Genomic DNA, 20,117 nt, shown 5'->3' on the forward strand with positions numbered 1-20,117 from the left:
GATTTTTTCATTTAATAAAATATATGTAAAGAATTAATGCGTCTAAATTTTAAAATAAAAGTATTTTTTTTTCTTCTGTTTGTGGTAGTAATTTCTGCCTGTAGACAAATAAGAAAGGTAGCCGATGTCATTGTACAACCTACGGCTAGGGAATTATATGCCCGAGAATTTGAAGATTTAGATTCTTTACGTATTAATAACTGGGAGCTGGAATTTCAAAGAGCAAAGGGAGATAGTTTACAAATACGTTTGCCATATGTGGAACAGGGAGAATATTATAAAGAGCAAATTGCAGTATATAGTTACAATATTCATATAAATGAAGGTGAAGTTTTTCATGTTGCTATCGAAAATAAAGTGTTGGGAATTCGAAATTTTATAAACCTCATTAAAATGAATGACGATAGTAGTCAGACAGATATTTTTCAGAATGACTTGGGTGAAAATGAATTTGAAATAGCCATTGAGGAAACGGGAATTTATAAGATTGCAATTCAACCAGAGCTAGACGCTCAAGGTTGGTTTAGTTTTCAAATGTACACCTCCCCAAGTCTTGGTTTTCCGGTTTTGGGTAAGGATAATACCGCAATTCAAAGTTTTTGGGGAGCGGTAAGAGCTGGTGGAGCCCGTAGCCACGAAGGCATTGATATTTTTGCCACAAGAGGAACTCCTGTTATTGCAGCAGTAGACGGTAGAGTAAGTTCTACAGGAAATAGAGGTTTAGGCGGTAAACAAGTATGGCTAAAAGCCGGACTGTTTGGTAAATCGCTTTATTATGCTCATTTGGATAGTATTTTGGTGTCAACTGGAAAAAAGGTAATGATGGGTGATACCCTGGGTTTGGTAGGAAATACGGGGAATGCCAAAACCACGGCACCACATTTACATTTCGGAATTTATAAATCAGGTCAAGGAGCAATCAATCCATTACCATTTGTAAAGCTTACCGAACGACCAAGTTTTCAAGAATTGGCAAATGCATCTAAATTTCTAAAAGTCTCATCGGCAGTCGCCAATATTAGAAATGCACCTGAGGTCGCAGGCATAAAATTAGCAGAAGCCAAGCGTAACGATACCTTAGTACTTTTAGGATATACCGAAAACTGGGCACATATAGAACTTGCAACCGGAACTAAGGCTTTTATAAATAAAAGTCTCGTATCTGAATTGTAATATAGTCGCTATATGATTTAAAAACATGCCCCTTAAACTATAGAGTTAAGGGGCTTTAAGTTATTGCATTCTTATGCTAGTTATTGTTCTATAATCAGCTTAGCAAATACGGGCAGGTGATCAGAAATATGTTTGTTGTTTTCCATTCTATCATCAATATGAACATATTCTAGAACTTTAAAATTCTCAATAAATATGTAATCTATACGACTTGATAATATGCGCGAATGGTCAAATCCACTAAACGTTCCTGTTGGTCCGTAGAATGGTTTTTGAGTAACACTTTGCCCATCGGCTAATACACTTTGTAAATATTGAATAGGCTTTTCTGTTGGATTCAAATTCAAATCGCCCATTAAAACTACAGGAAGTTTATTCTCACTTATTTCATTGATTTTAGAAGCTATTAATTTAGCAGATTTTTCACGAGCTACTCTTCCTATATGGTCAAAGTGGGTATTGAAAACCAAAAACTGTTTTCCTGTATTCAAATCTTCGAATAAACCATAGGTGCAAATACGTTCCATAGCAGCATCCCAACCTACAGATATTTCATGAGGAGTTTCAGACAGCCAAAAGGTTTCACCCTGTAAAAGCTTGTACTTTTTGGTGTTAAAAAGAATAGGGGAGTATTCGCCCTTTTTCTCTCCGTCATCACGCCCAACGCCGATGTATGAATAATCTGTAAGATGTTTATCCAGATAGCTCAATTGATGGTGCAAAACCTCTTGCATACCAATGATATCAGAATTATAATATTGCAATAGGGCAACCATTGGTGCTTTACGGTTGTTCCAATTGTTCACGGTATCGCTTACATTATCATACTTAATATTATAAGTCAACACATCAACTTCTTGTCCATAAATAGTAGATATCGAAACCAATAATCCCAATATAAATGCTAGCGACTTCAAGCTATTATTCCACATCCTTATACTTTTCGAACCAAGCCAACACACTCGCAATTTTAGCAATTAAATTACTAGGTCTGTTGGCAATACCGTGTCCCGCACCAGGAATTCGCACCATAGCCGTTTCTACTCCTTCTAATTTTAATGCGGTATAGAATTGTTCAGATTCTGCGATTGGTGTTCTATAATCCTCTTCACCAGTAAGCAACATGGTTGGCGTAGTTACATTGGCAACGTACATTAACGGTGAACGTCTAAAATAATTTTCTGGATCTTCCCAGGGTTTTTTGCCGAACCAGTATTTAGAGAAAAAAGCAGCACCATCAGCATAGAGCACAAAACTTGTCCAGTTAATTACTGGCTTGGCAACTACGGCAGCTTTAAATCGGTCTGTTTTGCCAACTATCCAAGCAGTCAGTACGCCGCCGCCGCTACCACCGGTCACGAAAAGATTTTCGGTATCCACATATCCTTTTTCAATAACAGCATCAACACCGCTCATTAAATCCTCATAATCATGGTTAGGGTAGTCATGGTGAATTAAGTTGCCAAATTCCGCTCCGTAACTTGTACTACCTCTTGGGTTGCTGTACAAAACAACATAACCAGCTGCAGCATAAGCCTGTATCTCGGCGCTGTAAACTGAGCCGTAGCTAGTAAACGGTCCGCCATGAATTTCAAGAATAAAAGGATATTTTTTGTTAGGGTCAAAATTTGGAGGAGTCACCACCCAACCTTGAATTTTTTGTTGGTCATACGAAGACTCCCACCAAATTTCTTCAGTTTTACCTAAATCTCTAAAAGAAAAAAGGTCATCATTGACAAAAGTCAATCGATTAGCACCTTTTTTATCAGCAACTCCTAAATCAGACGGGTGCTCAGTATTCCCTAAAGTATAAGCAAATTTTGAGTTATTAGAAACCGTAAAATCACCGGCATTGTATGGTCTACCTAATGACAATCCGCCAAGACCTTCAACGATAGTAGTCACTTTACCATCTAAGGTAATATGCCCTATTTTGGTGGCACCTTCCGTATCATACTGAAAATAAAGTCCTTTACCATCATTAGCCCATTGTGCATTGGCAATGTCCCTATCAAAACTGCCAGAAAGCAATTTTGAGTTGCTACCATCGGTATTCATTACATAAAGGTTCGTAATCTGGTAGCCTTGTAATTTGTCATCATTACCAGTGTAGGCTATCATTTTTCCATCAGGAGATACTTTTGGAGAACCATCAGGACCATATCTAGAAGTTAACGCCGAAACCTTGGCAGATGCTATGTCTAAGGCATACACTTCGCTATTTGCAGGTTCAAAAGCCTCATCAGGATTAAAATTTGCAGAAAAGTATAGCGTTTTATCGTTTTTCGCCCAAACAGGAGCACCATGGTCAAACGATGTTGCCGTCAGTTGTTTTGGTGTGCCACCATCAATAGATAACGTGAATATTTGGTCATGACCGCCTTTTATGTAGCCTTGCCCGTCACCTCTGTAATTTAATTTGTCAATGTATGTTGGTGGAGTATTCCATTTTGCACCTTCAGGTTTTGCAGGTAGTTTCACTATAGATTCTTCAGCTTCTGGTACGAACATGGTAAATGCCAAATAACGATCATCATTAGACCAACTAACCGCTCCAGGTGCTTTAGGCGTATTCGTTAGCGGTGCAATTTCTTTCGTATCCATCCACATGAGGTATAACTTCATTTTATCATCGGTTTGGTTCGATTTAAAAATGATTTTCTTACCATCATGAGACCAACGTGGGTAATAATCGTTTTGGTTACCGGTAGTCAATGGTCTGTTTTGTGAACCATCGTAATTTACCATCCAAAGATTAGATAAATTTCTGTCCGTCATAATGTCCTTAAAATTCCGAACATAGATGATTTTGGTTCCATCAGGTGATATCTGAGGGTCAGATACATACTCCATGTTAAAAATATCGGTAAGCTCAAGATTTGATGAAACTTGGGCAGTTACCGAAACTGTGAATAGCAGGAGAAAGAGAGTTTTGCTAAAAATTTTCATAGTGTTGAGTTTGGTTTGAAATGATGCTATGAAGATAGCGAATTACTTAAAAAAATAAACTTCTTGTATTGAGAATTGAGGAAGTATTAACATTCAAACATTTAATCCTTTTTGTATTTTCACGGTATGGAAGAAAAAGGCTATTTACATCAAATTCATCCAGTACTTCCGGTTTGGGATGTTGTTGAGGCGTTAGATTTTTATGTTAACCGATTAGGGTTTAGAATTGCCTTTGCAGATGATGCTAAGAATCCTAAATATGCAGGTATTTTAAGGGATGATGTCGAGATTCATTTGCAGTGGCACGATAAAAGAATGTGGGAGGCAGATATAAACAGACCAATGTTGCGTATTGTCTCTCAAAATATTGAAGCCTTGTACAATGAATTTTCTAGGGTGGATGTTTTTCATGCCCATACGTTGTTACGAGAAACAGCCTGGGGTACACGTGAGTTTGCATTTTATGACCCCTTTAAAAACGGATTAACTTTTTACAGGGATGTATAGTGTGTTATTTAATTGATTATCAGAATTAAAATAAAAAATGAAAGTATTATTTATAGGAGGAACAGGAAATATCAGTACACCAAGCAGTAGATTGGCAGTGGCTAGAGGAATGAATCTGTATTTATTGAATAGGGGAAAAGCCAAGGTGGAGATAGAAGGTGCACATAGTATTATTGGAGATATCAACAAGCCCGAAGAACTTACGGAGTTGAAAAAACATGAGTGGGATGTTGTCGTAAACTGGATAGCTTTTACTCCCGATGATATTGAGCGCGATATAGATTTGTTCAAAGGAAAGACCAAGCAATATATTTTCATCAGTTCTGCATCTTGTTACCAGACACCCTTAAGTTATCCTGTGATTACGGAATCTACTCCGCTGCACAATAATCTATGGGATTACTCTCAAGGTAAAATTCAGTGTGAGGACAGGTTACAGAAAGCATATCGCGAGGAAGGATTTCCTATTACCATAGTAAGACCATCCTTAACGTATGATACGGTAATACCTATTGCTCTTGGTGGATTTGATAAATTCAATACCGCACAGCGAATATTAGATGGCAAAGAAATAATTGTACATGGAGACGGAACCTCACTTTGGACAGTGACACATTCAGATGATTTTGCAAAAGGATTTGTAGGTTTATTAGGATTACAGACCGCAATAGGGCATGCTTTTCATATTACTTCAGATGAGGTGCTGACCTGGAATATGATTTATAAGATTTTGGCTGATGCCTTAGGGAAGGAAGCAAAAGTAGTACACATTGCATCAGATTTTATATGTAAAGTAGAACCATCATTCACGGGTACTTTATTGGCAGACAAAGCAGAAAGCGTTTTGTTCGATAATACTAAGATAAAAACTTTTGTACCGGGATTCAAAGCCACCATTCCGTTTTCGGAAGGGATAAAGAGAACTGTGAAGTGGTTAAAAGATAATCCTGAGCATCAAAATATAGATGCAGAGACAGAAGCTAAGATTGAGAATGTTTTGAAGGCTTATAAGGGGTTGTAGTGTTCGGGTTAAGTTTTATAGACTATTCATCATCCGTATTACCCACCCCTAAATCCCCTCCCAAGAGGGGAGGTTTACGTTTTTGATTGTGGGGACGAATTTTGAAGTCTATGGTTAACCTATCGACTTTAGTAACAAAGTTTAATTCAAGCAAGAACTATTCCCCTCTTGGGAGGGGCTAGGGGTGGGTCTTAGAGGCAGCGTTTCAAAAACAGTTCGTAATAATTTCAGAGGCAAGAATCTAATTAAACCTTCTTAGTTTGATTAAGCTTTTAGACTAGTTCGTCATCCGTATTACCCACCCCTCAATCCCCTCCGAGGAGGGGAGGTTTTCGTTTTTGATTATGGGACAGGGACGAATTTTGAAGTCTATGGTTAACCTATCGACTTTAGTAACAAAGTTTAATTCAAGCAAGAACTATTCCCCTCTTGGGAGGGGCTAGGGGTGGGTCTTGTGGGCAGTATTTCACAAACAATCAGTAATAATTTCAGAGGCAAGAATCTAATTAAACCTTCTTAGTTTGATTTACCATTTAGACTACTTCATTATTCGTTTTACCCACCCCTTTATCCCCTCCAAGGAGGGGAGGATTACGTTTTAGTTCTGGAGTTTCTAACAGGTCTGCAAATTTAAGGTTGCATTGATCATTCAATGAATAGGTTTCAATAAAGCAACTAGGTATTCCCCCCCTGGGAGGGGCTAGGCGTGGGTCTTTTAGTCAGTATTTCAAAAACAGTTCGTAATAATTTAAGAGGCAAGAATCTAATTAAATCTCATTAGTTTTATTTCTCTTTTTAGACTAGTTCATCATCCGTATTACCCACCCCTCAATCCCCTCCGAGGAGGGGAGGTTTGCGTTTTTGATTTCGAACTAGAAGTGCCTTTAAATCTAGGGTTACAATGTCAATTCTGTAAATATTTTAAAATGTCAGCAAGAGCTATTCCCCTCTTGGGAGGGGCTAGGGGTGGGTCTTGTGGGCAGTATTTCACAAACAATCAGTAATAATTTCAGAAGCAAGAATCTAATTAAACCTTTCTAGTTTGATTTAGCTTTTTAGAGTAATTCACATTCCGTGTTACCCACCCCTTGATCCCCTCCAAGGAGGGGAGGGTTTGCGTTTATGTTTGTGAGTTTGAGTCGTATTTGAAAGTCTAAAGTTACCTTGATGCCTTTCTCAATAAAGTTTATCTAATGTACAATCTATTCCCCTCTAGGGAGGGGCTAGGGGTGGGTGTTGTGGGCAGTATTTCACAAACAATCAGTAATAATTTCAGTGGCAAGAACCTAATTAGACCTCTTTGGTTTGATTTACCATTTAGAATAATTTACGATTGGTATTACCCACCCCTTAATCCCCTCCCAAGAGGGGAGGTTTACGTTTTTGATTGTGGGACAGGGACGAATTTTGAAGTCTATGGTTAACCTATCGACTTTATTTAATTCAAGCAAGAACTATTCCCCTCTTGGGAGGGGCTAGGGGTGGGTTCCTATGTGGTTACATATGCCTTAGACTGGGGTAAGGTTGCTACAGTTTTAGATATTCTCTAGACTAAAGTTTAAATTACTTTTTCTTAAGTTTAGAATTTTTATTCCTTAAATAATTCTAAGCACTCCATAATAAACTGCTGTTAATAGCAGTAGCACAAGACTAATAGCTAAAAACCGAATAGATCTTTGCACGTTTCTAAATTTCCAAGCCGATATTTTAGAATTGATGTATATCTGCTCCCCCAACTGTTCAAAAACCTCTTTTTCATTGATACTTACATCATAAAATTTCTTTGAAAATTCTTTGATGGTACCAAACTTGGTAATGACATCTCCAAAATAAAACACATTATCACTGTAGTTCCCTTCAAGCTTTGGAATAAAGCAGCGTACACTATAAAAAATGGAAATTACGGTAGCAACAAACCACAACCCAATTAGAATGTAGAATAAAATTGCATCTGATACAGAATGCATTACGGGAGCTGCACTTTGATAAATAAAATTCAGAACTATACCGTAGAAAGAGAGTATAAGTCCCGCCTTCAATTCCGAAGCCTTTATGAGTCCAGATACATAATTAATTGTACCCCAATAATGATCCACCAACTCTTCAGCATGCCCTTTAGATTTTAGTTCATCTAATAGACCTTTCTCAAAAGCAGATAGAGGATTCTGATTTTGTTCTTTATTTGTTTTTTGGTTCTTATTGTTTGATGGTTTGGTCATGGCTTTAAATTTAATTTCAATCGCAATTCTATCACATTGTACACCCTAAGAGGTTGTGCTTTATACTTCATGTTAATACTACCTAGGTGCTAACATTTAAAAGCCTCTTTAACCTCTAATATCATAATATTAAATTTTCATTTTATAATTTTGTTGTTTGCTGTGTAATCCAATTATTCACATTGGCTTCCAAAACACCTAAGGGAATGGTCCCACTTCCTAATACTACGTCATGAAATGCCCTGATATTAAATTGATCAGTAAGCGTTGTTTCAGCTTTTTTTCTTAGTTCTTTTATTTTTAATTCTCCGATTTTGTAAGCTAATGCCTGCCCTGGCATAGCAATATATCTATCTATTTCAACGGTAATATCATTTAAGCTTTTACCCGAATTCATTATAAAATAGTCTATGGCTTTTTGTCTAGACCAACCGTAAGCGTGGATTCCCGTATCTACTACTAAGCGTATGGCACGCCACATCTCATACGTTAGCTGCCCGTATTTTGAATAAGGGTCTTTATAGAAACCCAATTCTGGACCTAAGCTTTCCGAATAAAGTCCCCAACCTTCAATAAATGCGGTGAAATTCAGCATAGATCTAAATTCTGGAACGTCTTCAAGCTCTGAAGCTAGTGCTAATTGTAGGTGATGACCGGGAACGGCTTCATGAATACTCAATGCTTCCATTTCCCATTTAGGTCTGGTATTTAAGTTATAGGTGTTTGCATAAAAATAACCAGGTATCCCAGATTGTAAAGAACCTGGATAGTAATAAGCAGTTGTAGAGGCTTTTTCTGAGTAGGCCGGCACTTGCTTTACACCATAAGGTAATCTAGGTAGCTTACCAAAGAGTTTAGGTAAAACAGGATCAATGCGCTTACAAATGTCTCGGTATGCTGTAAGCAGCTCTTCTGGAGTTTCAAAGAAAAATTGAGGGTCTTCTCTTAAGAAATCATTAAAGGCGGTAAGGTCTCCTTCGAAGCTAATATCCGACTTCAAATTTTCCATTTCCTTTTTAATTCTTGCTACCTCAGATAGTCCCAATGTGTGCACTTCTTTAGCGGTCATATTGGTAGAGGTGTGGTATGTAATAAGTTTATTGTACCAAGCTTCGCCATTTGGTAACTGGTTAAGACCATAACTTTCACGGGTTTTGGGTAGATATTCTTTCTCCACAAAATCGGTAAACTTTATGAGCGCAGGATTTATTTTAGTAGCAATAATCTTCTGCGCATCATCTGTTATGGATGCTCTTCCTTCTATAATTATTTCTTCTTTAAGATTGGCGAAGGGGGTATAAAAAACACTTTCTTCGGGAGTATTCGAGATGATTTGTTTTAATTGTTCGGGTACTTGAATGACCGTATTTCGAGGCATCACAATACCTTTTTCAATTCCCTCAGTCAAAATGTTTTGAGCCTGTTGCAATAAATTAGGTAGTCCTTCTAACCTGGAAAGTATATTTTTAACTCCAGTAGAAGAATTGGCGGGCATCATTTGTATAATTGCAGGGAGGTATATGTGAAACCCATCTATTTGATCAATGATTAAATACTTTTCAGGAAACTGACTTTCAAGAGAATATTGAATACTTACAGCTGCGTTGAAAATATCTATATTCACAACCTCTTCTTCTGTCAATTGGTTTACATCAAACCACTTTTGAGCTTCATTAAATAATTTTAAGTTGGCTAATTTCTTATCTGCACCTTCAAGTGAAAAGTCATCCCATACATCATCATATCCAGGTTTACCAAAAAAAGTAGCCATTGCTGGCGATTCAGCTATTTGGTTTTGCGCATAGGCTTCAAAAAAAGCTTTTAAACGTTCACTTTCATCTTCAAAATTAAACTTGTTTTTAATAAAGCTCAGTTGCTCTTCAACTGATTGCTTTGTCCTTTGCTTGACATTCTCTTGCTGATACCCGAAAAAAGGAATCAATAAGGCAATCATAAGTACTATGTTAAAAAATTTGAATTTGTTCATTTGATTGTTTTTTTGGTCATGATTATTAATTTATTTTGGCTAGCTATTCTATTACATTGTACACGGTAAGCGGTTGCGATTTATTTTTCATATTGATACTTCCTAAGTTTTCACATTTAAAGGCTTCTTTTACTTGCTCATAACAACTTTCACAGATAATAATTTGATTTTCTTTTGCCGCATCTTGCAACCTGGCGGCAGTATTTACCGAATCTCCTATAACGGTGTAATCTAGACGTTTAAGAGTAGCCGAACCAATATTTCCCGAAATCATTTCCCCACTTTTAATACCTATGGAAACTTTTGGTTGGTATGTTTCTTTGCCTTCTTCTTTAGGTAGGCTATTGACTTGATTTCTAATGGCCAATGCGGCATCAATGGCCCGGTCTAAATGATATTCTCCTCTAAATACGGCCATAACGGCATCACCAATAAATTTATCTATGATACCATCTTGCTCCATAATTTCTTTTACCATGGCATCGAAATAGGTATTTAGCATTGAAACAACAATGTCAGGACTAGTGGTCTCACTAATTTTTGTGAATCCGCAAACGTCTACGAACATTATGGTGCCTTCAATATTTTCATTTGCCATAATTTTAGACTCATACTCTTGGCCACCCATAAAATTGAGCACATTTTCATCAACATACATTTTAAGAATATTGTTTTCTTTAATGGCTTGCAACGTTTTTCTAATTTCCATGGTATGCTTTAAAGTCTTTTCCATAGTAATGGTCAAGTCTTCAAAATTTATGGGTTTGGTGATAAAATCAAAGGCACCTCGATTCATGGCCACACGAATATTTTCCATATCACCATAAGCGGAAACAATGACCGATTTAATTAACGGGCTAGATTCATGTAACTCTGAGAGTAGGGTAAGACCGTCCATCTCTGGCATGTTAATATCGCTCAAAACAATATCTATACCTGGATTTTCCCCAAGTTTTTCTAGCGCATCTCTACCGTTTATAGCAAATACAAACTCGTATTCGTTCTGCCGTATTTGCTTTCTAAATTTCTGTTTAATGAGTATCTCTAAATCCGTCTCATCATCTACTACCATTATTTTTGCCATAGTCTTAGCTTAAGGTTGTCAGCTTATTTTTTAATAGTGAAAAATCTAAAGGCTTGGTAAGAAAATCATCGGCTCCCAAGTTTTTAGCCATTGTTCTATTCTCGTCATCGCCATAGGCGGTAATCATCATAACCATTGGTGGGGGCTTTACATAATTCTTTTTAATGGTATCCAATAACTCTAAGCCACTCATACCAGGCATATTAATATCAGATAAAATCAACACAGCTTCATGTTCCATTGCTTTCATTAGATTTAAGGCTTCCTCTCCAGAGAATGCAAAAACAAACTCAAGCTCCTCTTTTCTTATTTCTTTTCTAAAGCGCTGCTGAAATAAAACTTTTACATCTTGTTCGTCATCTACAACTAATATCTTCATAAGGTGGTTATTTATAATTTTCAAATAATTTTAATGGGGAACATTAAATCATTTAATTCACTGGTAAAGCGATAGTGAAGGTGGTACCTTCTCCTTGTTTTGTTTCTACCGTTAATTCACCTCCATGAACTTTTACAATATCATAACTTAATGATAGTCCCAGCCCAGTGCCTTCGCCAGAAGGTTTAGTGGTGAAGAAAGGTTGAAATATTTTATCCAATACCTCTTTAGGTACTCCGTTGCCATTATCGGAAACTTTTATGAGCACCATATTATCCTGTTTTTCGGTGCTCACAGAAACAGTAGGATTGTAGCCTTTTGGGTTTTCTTCTTTCTTCTTTTTTACTACATAAAATGCATTGGTAATAAGATTTAGAATTACCCTGCCCATATCTTGAGCTACTATATTTAGTTTACCGATGGAGTCATCAAAATCGGTATTCAAGGTAGCATTGAAAGATTTGTCCTTTGCGCGCAGACCATGGTAGGCTAGGCGTAAGTATTCATCTGATAAGGTATTAATATCGGTCATTTCTTTTTGACCGGTGCTGCTACGGCTATGTTGCAGCATTCCTTTTACAATACCATCGGCACGTTTGCCATGAAAGATAATTTTATCTTCGTTGGCAGATACATCTTTTGCCAGTGCCTTTACTTCATCATAATTACCATTATCAATTTCTTCTTCCAGTTCATCAAGAAGTTCCTTATTTACTTCAGAGAAGTTGTTGACGAAGTTTAGCGGATTCTGAATTTCGTGGGCAATACCTGCGGTGAGTTCACCCAAACTTGCCATTTTTTCAGACTGAATAAGTTTAGATTGGGTGGACTTTAATTCATCTATTTTGGTTTTAAGCTGTATAGTTCTATGGGAAACCCGCTCTTCTAAAATTCTATTCTCTTTAGTTAACTTTCTAGCTCTAAAAACAATGTACGCTCTTAGAATGCTGGCCGCTATTAAACCGAAGAGCAAATATGCCCACCAAGTTTGCCACCATGGCGGCTTTATTTTAAATGAAAGTGTATCTGGTACGGACCAGCCGCTATTCGCACCTCTAACAGCCACTTTAAAGGTGTAATCCCCTGGTTTTAAGTTATAATAGTTCTTGGTCTTGGTAGCGTTTGCAGCATAGCTCCAATCTTCATCTTCACCATCTAGAATAAAACGATAGTTTAATTTATCTCTATTAAATATGGCATCACTACCATAACTAAAACTAATACTGTTCTGATTATAGGGGAGTGTAAGACCTTCTGGAATATTATAAGGAGCTTTAACAGAATCCCATCTTATACTATTGGTACTGGCATAGGCTGAAGTTTGCACATTTGTAGAATCTTTTACAATAGTTAATTCGAACCACGGGTTTTCATCCATGACGAACATGTTGTTGATTTTCACTGTTCCAGTAGTGCTATCTTGTTGTGGTTCTGAGTTAAGAACAAGTAGTTTCCATTCATTGGAAGTACTTGTAACACCTGACCAAAACTGTCCGTTTTTTAAAAATTTAGGGGAATCTTGTAAATAATCGTTCGATTTAAAACCGAGTCCGTCATTAAAATTGTAGAAGCCTTTATCTGTTGTTTTTACAGTGGCTTTTTCCATGGCAATTAAGCCATTACCACTAGCAGCGTACATTATGCCCCCTTTTTCTGTCAGATCATAAAAATCAGTAGGGTATAGTCCGTTTTCTTTCTTTATTGGGGTTAGCGTATTTTGTTCTAAGTTAAGTATGTTAACACCATTTTCGGTAGCTAACCATAGCTCTCTTTCATTTGAAATTTTGGCTGTGGATACATTGTTATTGCCAAGACCTTGTTCTTCTCTAAGGTAACTTACGGTGTTCGTTTTTAAATTTACTTTGGCTAACCCGTTCGTAGTAGGGGTCCAAAGAATTTCTTTATCATAAACCATTATGGATCCACTTCCTGCAATTAAAATATCAGGGTTACTTTTGGAAACTACTTTTTTAAAGCTATTGTTTTCAATATTATAGACATACAGACCCGTTCTCGAATATATTGCAAAAGTATGCTCATTAATAATTGCAATACCTGCTCCGAAAAGATTAGCACCATTGGCGTATGAGGTGAGTTTATTTTTTTGCCGATCAAGAATAGAAAAGCCATCTCTAGTATTTAAAAAGTAAATATTTGGTGTAATCTCCTTAATGAAATTAATTGTGTTAGGATTACAATGTAATTGCTCAAAACTTAGAGCTTTTATAGATTTATTATTCAAGTTGATAATATTGATTCCCGCAGCCGTACCTAACCATATGTCACCATTTGAGTCTTCTTCAATTTCCCATATTTCATTATTTATTAAACCTCTTGTGTCATCAAAATATTCTGTTTGTAAAGTGTAATTTGTGGTTATTAATACTCCATTATCCGTAGTGGCAATCCATAATGAGCCATCATTCCTTTTTATTGGTCTAGGAATTTTTAGAGAGCCTTGTAGTGCGCTATTTAAAGCTATTGTTTTGTGTTTTTCCAGATTTTTACTTAAAATAAACGCCTCTTTAACTCCCAAAATCCAGAAATTACCTTGGTTATCTTCTTCCATTTCGGTACCTACTATGTTGTAGCCATTTTCTGGGTCTAATACTTTTACCGTATTTTTTTTTGATGAGAGTCGTAAAACCCTGGGATAGGTGGTGTTATTGGTAGCAAAAGGATATGGATAATTAAGCCAAATGTTACCCGTTTGATCTTCTGTAACATCCCAAACTATAGAGTTTATTTCAATATTTGCAATTCTTGAAAGTGTTTTAAGTTCCTTTCTGTCTTTATCTAAAACCCTCAAATGATTTGTAAAACCTAACCAAAGGTTATTATTGCTATCTTCAAAAAGCCTCCAGGGTTTATTACTATTAACGTTGCTTACTTTTTGCAAACTTTTTAATTCCGGATCAATAGTATAGAAGCCTTCATTTAGCGATGCTATATACATAGTACCGGTATGGTCACATAGAATGTCGAACGGGGTAAAATTTTCAGTTCTAGTAATGGTATATTCTATATTATTATCAAAATCTAATACATGGATTATGCGATCTGCAGGTCTAACCAACCAAAGTTTGCCTTGTTTATCTAATTCCATTTTATAGACTGTATTGTAGTCATAGATAAATGCATTTTCACCGTCATAAAGTGTTAATGATGTAAAGGACGATGAACCTACCCAAATACTACCATCCTCAGTTTCTAAAAAGGAGGTAATATCATTGGAGGGCAATCCTTCATTGGTAGAAAGTTGTAGAAGATTTACGTTCGTACCGGCAATATTACCAGGGGGTTTCATTTTGGTAATGATCGGTTTTTTTATGGTAGATTTTGTGATAGTAAAGGATACAGAATCAAATGTTATATTTTCTGTAGGAAAACTGTCCCAGTCCAAATCGTATTCCTTCATTGGGGACTTTAGCGGTTTAAACGTGTTTAGTTCAAAAGGTTTGCTGGGCAAGGCATCTACGTTTAAATCATAAGTAACGGGAGTTGTCAGCGTGTCGTTGGTTATAGTTTCCCATTCAAAAGGTTCTGGCTCTGTAAAAACTAACGGTATGGTTTCTGGAACCTTAAAATCACCTACAGTAGTTTCCGTTTCGGACTTGCTTTGTTTGTGACAAGAAACCAAAAGCAAGAAGCAGAAAAAGCTGATTATAAGTACAAGTTTACTTTGAAGTGTATTTTTCATACTGGTTTGGTTGTTGGTTTAGTTTGGTAATTCTATAATGAATGTGGTTCCCTTATTCTTTGTTGTTTCCACTTTTAACTTTCCATTATGTCCTTTTGTCACGATATCATAACTCATGCTTAATCCCAAGCCGGTACCTTGACCGGTAGGTTTAGTGGTGAAAAAGGGTTGGAATATTTTCTCTCTGACTTTTTCTGGAATACCATCACCATTATCAGAAACACCAATGGTGATATGTTGATCAGACTTTTTGGTACTGACAGTAACTATCGGCTTAAAATTAACATCTCTTTGTTTTTTCTCGTTTACCGCATAAAACGCATTGGTAATCAAATTAAGAATTACCCGCCCCATGTCTTGTGGTACAATATTTACTTTTCCAATGTTCTCGTCAAATTCGGTTATGAGTTTGGCGTTAAATGATTTATCCTTTGCCCTTAGACCATGGTAGGCCAAGCGTAAATACTCATCTGCAAGGGCATTGATATCGGTTGGTTCTTTTGTGCCGCTGCTGGTTCTAGAATGTTGTAGCATACCTTTTACAATATTATCCGCGCGTTTACCGTGATGGTTTATTTTTTCAAGGTTTTGTTTGATATCCAATGAAATAGCCTTTACTTCCTCAAGATCTCCTTTATCCAATTCCTCGTTCATTTCTTCAACAAGTTCGTTGCTTACCTCAGAGAAATTATTGACGAAGTTTAATGGATTTTGAATTTCATGGGCAATGCCGGCTGTGAGTTCTCCTAGACTCGCCATTTTCTCGGATTGGATGAGTTGAGATTGGGTGGCTTTTAATTCTTCTAAAGATTGATTTAATTCTGATGTTCTTTCTTTTACTTTTAATTCTAATTTTTCATTTTGTGAGGTAATTAACGCACTCTTTTCAGCTTCTACCTTTACAAGTTCCATTGCATTTTGACGCATATCCTCATTTTTCTCTCTCATGCGATAAGCGACAAATGCTAACATGCCTAAAAAGAGAATGGCTTTACCGATCGTATCACTATGAACCATTATTAACCTTAGACTAAAATCATCTTTTATAGAGGATTGTCTTACTAAAAGTCCAACAAGAGTAAAGACATAAGATAATGTTAAACAATAAAGAAGTATTCTTGCAGATATTACTTTATTCTTAGACTTTATGGATAGGTAGATTAAGAAAATGCCAATACTGATTTTAAATATAAAATATAGGAAATTCCCTATATCGTTATATGCAAAGAAGAAAAATAATGGTATAATCAAACTTCCCAAAATAAGCCATTTTGGAACTTTTCCATAATATATTTTATAGGCGAACAAAACGCAGAATAAGTAAAAACATAATTCTAAATAAAAACTGCAATATGTAAGTATTATCATGTAATGAGAAGGAATTGTAAAGTACAAACTATCACCACCATAGAAAGCTGTGCTAAAATTCTCCAATAACATTATAGTAGAAAAAAGAGCGATAAAGAGTAGTTCACTTTCCTCTTTAATAAGAAAATAAAGAAGCCAGAAAAGAATGAAGAAAATGAAAGAACTCAATAAGTCAAATAATTGTCTATACCCTATAAAACTCATGTAGTCAAAATAGTCATTGGTAACAAATCTGGTAGAGCCCAAATAAAGTAATTTAGCAACGCCCCAATAGGTACTGTAGTCAACATAATGTATGGCTAATGTATATGTAGTGTCAGGTTCTAAAAATATTGGGGTTCTAATTTCAAAATCTTGAATATGCTCTTTAAATGAGGCTCTGTCGTTCCCTTTTTCTCCAAATTGACGGAACAACTTTCCATTTATATAAATATCCTCTGCTGCATGGTCTTCTTTGTCCAAGTAGAGTGGAAGCTTTGCAAAAGCACTATCAATGGTAAATTGCAACCTAAACCAGCCTTCAAATTTGCCAGAACTATCTGCCATTTCATTGGTTATCTGAGAGGGATTTAATCGTTCCCAACCCGTTAAATCAATGTCTATAGATGACGCATCTTGCTTATTTCCTGATTTAAAAATCCAACCTGCTTTATTTGTTAACCTTAAACCAAAAATTGAATCTAAATTTGCTTTCGTAAAATGCACGATTGTATCCAGTGCCATTCCATTTTTGTCTACCGGGTTTTCTTGCCCACTTGCCGTAAATAGCATACAGAAAAATAGCGTGATGAATAGGAGGGATTGTTTAATCATTGATTCTTAAGTTATAGGTTGAACCTGATTCAAAAATGGTGGTAATAAAATTGGAGGTTGAAGAAAGAATTAAAAATACTTTATTGACGGAAGTACCGTTAAAACAATTGTCCTCATTTAAAATGTAAGTATTGGTTGTTAGGTAGAAATTTAAATAATCAAGTAGCCATTTGGTATAGATTTCAATGACTTGATTTTCCCTTTTTACAGCTAATTTCATGCACAAATTGGTGGTTGGTTTAATAAAATAGCACTGATTACAACTTCATACTCGCATTTAATTTTTTGAATTAAACACAAGCTAAATAAGGCTACACATCAGGGGGTGAAGAGCAACATATTGTAAATCAGAAAAATATAGGGGAATTTTACACCCTTAAAGTACATAAATAACTTATACTTTTAAAGTGTTTTATTAAGAATTTAGATGCAAGGGATGAACTAGAATCCTTAATATGGATATTAGCACGTAAATGAAACTATTAGATTGAAGTTATAAAATAACTGTACTCGGTATCAATTCTTCAACAATTTCACCATCCTTTAAATACACGTAATAAGAATGGTTTTCCTCGTTTAAAGAAACAGAAGTATGTACCTCGCCATTAATAAAATGAATAGCAGAACGGTCGTCACACGCATAACCGTCAGATAGCTTCCCGGTTTTAATATTCTCGAAATACAACGGTCTACGTGAAGTTTCAGAATTGTAATGCGGACAGTGGCTTTTGTCTATAAATGCCATACCGCCAACAATACTTAGTTCTTTAGGTCTGGAATCTGTGGTGCCACCATTAAACCAGCAAAGAGAGCCAGCGCTACCACCACCCATAACCACTCCGTTTTCATAAGCTTTCTTAAGAGCAATGTCAATACCTTGTGCTTTCCAAATGGCTAGCATATTTAGGGTATTTCCTCCACCAACAATGATAGCATCCATTCGAGAAATAATTTCCTCGAAAGATTCTTTTTGGTCGTAAGAATTAATCCAAACGGAAAGTACATGCGGAGTAACATCAATCTGTGAACACACATCATAGAAAGAAGCAATATACTGTTCGTCTTCACCGCTAGCTGTAGGAATAAAGCACATGTTGGGCTTTTCTTTACCAGTAGATTTAGCGATATAATTTAAGAAAGGTACGGTATGGCGGCCACTACCGTAAATTACCATTTGCTTTTTCATAAAGACGATAAAATGTTTATGCTAAAGATAAAATGTAATTCTAACAGAAGCTATTCGCTTCTGCTAGAGTCATTTCGTTTTTTAGGTCTGCTTGTGTTTCTATTGTTCTTTCCACGAAAATTGTTGCCACCAGGTCTATTTTTATTTTTGTTCCCTGATTTTCCAGGACCTCTAGGGGTTCTTGCCGGTCTGTCATCTTTCTCTTCTTCACCATTCTCATCTGTAAATTGATGTTCTGGCATACGTGGTACAGGTTGCTTAATTAGCTTTTCAATATCACGTAAGTATGCTCTTTCTTCTTTGTCACAGAACGAAATTGCGATTCCGCTTGCGTTTGCACGTCCTGTTCTACCAATACGGTGTACGTAAGTTTCAGAAACATTAGGTAAATCGTAATTTACCACTAACGATAAATCTTCAACATCAATACCTCTTGCAGCAATATCTGTAGCCACCAATACTTTCAACGAACCATCTTTAAAACTACCTAAAGCTTTTTGTCTTGCCGTTTGCGATTTGTTACCGTGTATTGCAGCAGAACGTATACCAGCTTGGTCTAATTTTTTTACAATCTTGTTAGCACCGTGCTTAGTTCTTGAGAATACGATTAATGTGTTCTCGGGCTTTTCATTAATAAGGTGAATAAGAAGTTTAGGCTTGTTCGCTTTACTAACAAAATATACACCTTGTTCAACTTTCTCTGCGGTTGCTTGTTCAGGTTTAATAGTAACACGTTCAAAATCACCTAACATTTTACGAGAAAGCTCCACAATATCTTTAGGCATGGTAGCCGAAAAGAACAACGATTGTCTTTTAGCTGGTAATTTTGCAATGATTTTTTTAATGTCATGAATGAAACCCATATCCAGCATTTGGTCAGCTTCATCTAAAACTACGTGCTCTAAATCTCTAAAAGAAATAAAACCTTGGTTCATTAAGTCTAATAAACGACCGGGAGTAGCAATTAAAATATCAACTCCGCTTCTAAGGGCATTTACTTGTTTCCCTTGCTTTACACCGCCGAAAATAACAGTGTTACGTAAGCCAGTGTATTTACCGTACGCCGTAAAGCTTTCGCCAATTTGTATGGCAAGCTCACGAGTAGGTGTAACTACTAAAGCTTTAACCTTACGTTTCGTTTGACTTAAACTAATACCTTCATACAGTTGATGTAAAATAGGAATACCGAAAGCAGCAGTTTTACCAGTACCTGTTTGTGCAACACCTAAAAGGTCTTTGCCTTTAAGTAGTATAGGAATGGATTGTTCTTGAATTGGAGTAGGGTGAGTATAACCTTCGGCTTCTAAGGCCTTTAGGATTGGTTCGGCTAAGCCGAGTTCTTTAAATGTCATAAAAATTTTAATAAGTTGCAAAGGTACGCTTTAATGTGGAAGAAGCAGTATAGTGGTTGGTATGTGGTATTTAGTATGAAGTAATAAGCTAGACGTTAGAATAAAGAAGATAGAGATAGACTTATTTAGAGTGATGCAGGATGATTGTTGAGCGGTTGTGTTGAGAAGTAATAAGTATTAAGTATAAAGTGGGAGGTACGAAGTTGAAAGTACAAAGTGGAAAAGAGAAAATAGAGTAGAGAGGAAAGACTTTTGAAAATGAAAATTTAGCAAAGCTAAATTTTACCAACAACCAACAACCAACAACCAACAACCAACAACCAACAACCAACAACCAACAACCAACAACCAACAACCAACAACCAACAACCAACAACCA

The 20,117-nt window shown here is 36.3% G+C and carries 13 protein-coding genes; 3 read left to right on the forward strand and 10 right to left on the reverse strand.

Annotated elements, in window-relative coordinates; all coding sequences use genetic code 11:
* Positions 1-36 precede the first annotated feature (36 nt).
* Positions 37-1,173 (forward strand): M23 family metallopeptidase, encoded by a 1,137-nt coding sequence (locus CLV90_RS16895; protein WP_133688691.1) that lies wholly within the window; start codon positions 37-39, stop codon positions 1,171-1,173.
* 80 nt (positions 1,174-1,253) lie between these two features.
* Here CLV90_RS16895 and CLV90_RS16900 read toward each other — a convergent pair whose 3' ends face one another.
* Together CLV90_RS16900 and CLV90_RS16905 are read right to left on the reverse strand one after the other, a co-directional pair.
* The gene (locus tag CLV90_RS16900; RefSeq protein ID WP_243835518.1) at positions 1,254-2,105 is read right to left on the reverse strand and encodes an endonuclease/exonuclease/phosphatase family protein; all 852 of its coding nucleotides are present in this window, start codon (positions 2,103-2,105) and stop codon (positions 1,254-1,256) included.
* Positions 2,095-4,122: an alpha/beta hydrolase family protein gene (locus tag CLV90_RS16905; protein ID WP_133688692.1), complete on the reverse strand. Its 2,028-nt coding sequence runs from the start codon at positions 4,120-4,122 to the stop codon at positions 2,095-2,097. The genes CLV90_RS16900 and CLV90_RS16905 overlap by 11 nt, the downstream gene beginning before the upstream one ends.
* 126 nt (positions 4,123-4,248) lie before the next feature.
* On the opposite strand from CLV90_RS16905, the gene CLV90_RS16910 reads away from it, so the two are divergent.
* Together CLV90_RS16910 and CLV90_RS16915 are read left to right on the forward strand one after the other, a co-directional pair.
* Complete coding sequence (locus tag CLV90_RS16910) at positions 4,249-4,629, forward strand: glyoxalase superfamily protein (protein ID WP_133688693.1); 381 nt, start codon at positions 4,249-4,251, stop codon at positions 4,627-4,629.
* Positions 4,630-4,666: 37 nt separating this feature from the next.
* Complete coding sequence (locus tag CLV90_RS16915; protein ID WP_133688694.1) at positions 4,667-5,650, forward strand: SDR family oxidoreductase; 984 nt, start codon at positions 4,667-4,669, stop codon at positions 5,648-5,650.
* Between the two features lie 1,595 nt (positions 5,651-7,245).
* Here the strand turns inward: CLV90_RS16915 and CLV90_RS16920 are convergent.
* The 8 genes from CLV90_RS16920 to CLV90_RS16955 form a co-directional block, all read right to left on the reverse strand.
* Positions 7,246-7,869 carry a Pycsar system effector family protein gene (locus tag CLV90_RS16920; protein WP_243835520.1) on the reverse strand — a complete coding sequence of 208 codons (624 nt, stop codon included), beginning with the start codon at positions 7,867-7,869 and terminating at the stop codon, positions 7,246-7,248.
* A 142-nt stretch (positions 7,870-8,011) separates the two neighbouring features.
* Positions 8,012-9,856, reverse strand: coding sequence for a DUF885 domain-containing protein (locus tag CLV90_RS16925; RefSeq protein WP_133688695.1), 1,845 nt, complete (start codon positions 9,854-9,856; stop codon positions 8,012-8,014).
* A gap of 43 nt (positions 9,857-9,899) precedes the next feature.
* The gene (locus CLV90_RS16930; RefSeq protein ID WP_133688696.1) at positions 9,900-10,940 is read right to left on the reverse strand and encodes an adenylate/guanylate cyclase domain-containing protein; all 1,041 of its coding nucleotides are present in this window, start codon (positions 10,938-10,940) and stop codon (positions 9,900-9,902) included.
* Between the two features lie 4 nt (positions 10,941-10,944).
* Positions 10,945-11,319 (reverse strand): response regulator, encoded by a 375-nt coding sequence (locus CLV90_RS16935; RefSeq protein ID WP_133688697.1) that lies wholly within the window; start codon positions 11,317-11,319, stop codon positions 10,945-10,947.
* A 52-nt stretch (positions 11,320-11,371) separates the two neighbouring features.
* Complete coding sequence (locus CLV90_RS16940; protein WP_133688698.1) at positions 11,372-15,019, reverse strand: sensor histidine kinase; 3,648 nt, start codon at positions 15,017-15,019, stop codon at positions 11,372-11,374.
* 18 nt (positions 15,020-15,037) lie between these two features.
* Positions 15,038-17,200 carry an ATP-binding protein gene (locus CLV90_RS19480; RefSeq protein ID WP_243835522.1) on the reverse strand — a complete coding sequence of 721 codons (2,163 nt, stop codon included), beginning with the start codon at positions 17,198-17,200 and terminating at the stop codon, positions 15,038-15,040.
* A 493-nt stretch (positions 17,201-17,693) separates the two neighbouring features.
* Positions 17,694-18,386 (reverse strand): Type 1 glutamine amidotransferase-like domain-containing protein, encoded by a 693-nt coding sequence (locus CLV90_RS16950; RefSeq protein WP_133688699.1) that lies wholly within the window; start codon positions 18,384-18,386, stop codon positions 17,694-17,696.
* Between the two features lie 50 nt (positions 18,387-18,436).
* Complete coding sequence (locus tag CLV90_RS16955) at positions 18,437-19,738, reverse strand: DEAD/DEAH box helicase (protein ID WP_133688700.1); 1,302 nt, start codon at positions 19,736-19,738, stop codon at positions 18,437-18,439.
* Positions 19,739-20,117: the final 379 nt, after the last annotated feature.

It is taken from the genome of Maribacter spongiicola (assembly GCF_004364165.1).
Taxonomy (GTDB): domain Bacteria; phylum Bacteroidota; class Bacteroidia; order Flavobacteriales; family Flavobacteriaceae; genus Maribacter; species Maribacter spongiicola.

Coding starts and splice junctions, on each gene's coding strand:
- CLV90_RS16895 (WP_133688691.1), top strand. CDS start 37: ATGCGTCTAAATTTTAAAATAAAAGTATTTTTTTTTCTTCTGTTTGTG.
- CLV90_RS16925 (WP_133688695.1), bottom strand. CDS start 9,856: ATGAACAAATTCAAATTTTTTAACATAGTACTTATGATTGCCTTATTG.
- CLV90_RS16910 (WP_133688693.1), top strand. CDS start 4,249: ATGGAAGAAAAAGGCTATTTACATCAAATTCATCCAGTACTTCCGGTT.
- CLV90_RS16920 (WP_243835520.1), bottom strand. CDS start 7,869: ATGACCAAACCATCAAACAATAAGAACCAAAAAACAAATAAAGAACAA.
- CLV90_RS16950 (WP_133688699.1), bottom strand. CDS start 18,386: ATGAAAAAGCAAATGGTAATTTACGGTAGTGGCCGCCATACCGTACCT.
- CLV90_RS16905 (WP_133688692.1), bottom strand. CDS start 4,122: ATGAAAATTTTTAGCAAAACTCTCTTTCTCCTGCTATTCACAGTTTCG.
- CLV90_RS16915 (WP_133688694.1), top strand. CDS start 4,667: ATGAAAGTATTATTTATAGGAGGAACAGGAAATATCAGTACACCAAGC.
- CLV90_RS16955 (WP_133688700.1), bottom strand. CDS start 19,738: ATGACATTTAAAGAACTCGGCTTAGCCGAACCAATCCTAAAGGCCTTA.
- CLV90_RS16930 (WP_133688696.1), bottom strand. CDS start 10,940: ATGGCAAAAATAATGGTAGTAGATGATGAGACGGATTTAGAGATACTC.
- CLV90_RS19480 (WP_243835522.1), bottom strand. CDS start 17,200: ATGATTAAACAATCCCTCCTATTCATCACGCTATTTTTCTGTATGCTA.
- CLV90_RS16940 (WP_133688698.1), bottom strand. CDS start 15,019: ATGAAAAATACACTTCAAAGTAAACTTGTACTTATAATCAGCTTTTTC.
- CLV90_RS16900 (WP_243835518.1), bottom strand. CDS start 2,105: ATGTGGAATAATAGCTTGAAGTCGCTAGCATTTATATTGGGATTATTG.
- CLV90_RS16935 (WP_133688697.1), bottom strand. CDS start 11,319: ATGAAGATATTAGTTGTAGATGACGAACAAGATGTAAAAGTTTTATTT.